This is a genomic window from Streptomyces sp. E11-3 (genome assembly GCF_046540415.1).
In the GTDB taxonomy this organism is placed as follows: Bacteria; Actinomycetota; Actinomycetes; order Streptomycetales; family Streptomycetaceae; genus Streptomyces.
This window is the reverse complement of the sequence record NZ_JAZGRL010000216.1, coordinates 1-856: the sequence shown is the minus strand read 5'-3', so window position 1 is coordinate 856 and position 856 is coordinate 1. Positions and strand designations below refer to the sequence as shown.

Sequence of the window (856 nt, the reverse complement as noted above, 5' to 3'; positions counted from 1 at the left end):
CGGGGTGTGCGGTCATCGGGGGGTGTTTCCTTCCGCGGGCACGTGGTGTGCGCTGTCGTGCGTCGGTGCGTCGGTGCGTTGTTGCTGCGTTGTGTGTCGGTGCTTACTCGTGCGTTGTTGCTTCGATGTGCTTGAGGAGTTCGGCGAGGTCGCCGGGTGTGGTGTACGGGTTGAGCAGGGTGGCCTTGAGCCAGAGGCGGCCGTCGATGCGGGCGCGGCCGAGTACGGCGCGGCCTTGGGCCAGGAGTTGCCGACGGATGTGGGCGATGTGGTGGTCGTCGGCAGTGGTGGGGCGGAACAGGACGGTGCTGATGGTGGGGTGGGCGTAGAGCTCGTAGTCGGGGTGTTGGTCGATGTGGTGGGCGAAGTCGGTGGCGAGGGTGCAGACGGTGTCGACGAGGGTGCCGAGTCCGGTGCGGCCGATGGCGCGGAGGGTGACGGCGGTTTTGAGGATGTCGGGGCGTCGGGTGGTGCGCAGGGAGCGGCTGAGGAGGTCGGGGAGGCCTGCTTCGGTGTCGTCGTCGGCGTTGAGGTAGTCGGCGCGGTGGGCGATGAGGGTGGTGTCGTGGGGGTCGCGTACGACGAGGAGTCCGGCGGCGACGGGCTGCCAGCCGAGTTTGTGCAGGTCGAGGGTGGTGGTGTGGGCGTGTTCGAGGCCTTGGAGCTGGGTGCGGCGGGTGGTGCTGAAGAGGAGGCCGCCGCCGTATGCGGCGTCGATGTGGAGTCGGGCGCGGTGGTGCTGGCAGAGTGCGGCGATTTCGGGGAGTGGGTCGATGAGTCCGGCGTCGGTGGTTCCGGCGGTGGCGGCGACGAGGTGGGGGCCGGGGTGCTGGGTGAGGGCTGCGTCGAGGGCGGC

The 856-nt window shown here is 69.7% G+C and carries 1 protein-coding gene; it reads right to left on the bottom strand.

Annotation, left to right across the window (positions count from 1 at the left end; genetic code table 11):
- Positions 1–103: 103 nt before the first annotated feature.
- A partial coding sequence (locus tag U9R90_RS36500; protein WP_411061804.1) for a pyridoxal phosphate-dependent decarboxylase family protein occupies positions 104–856 on the bottom strand: 753 nt, incomplete at its 5' end.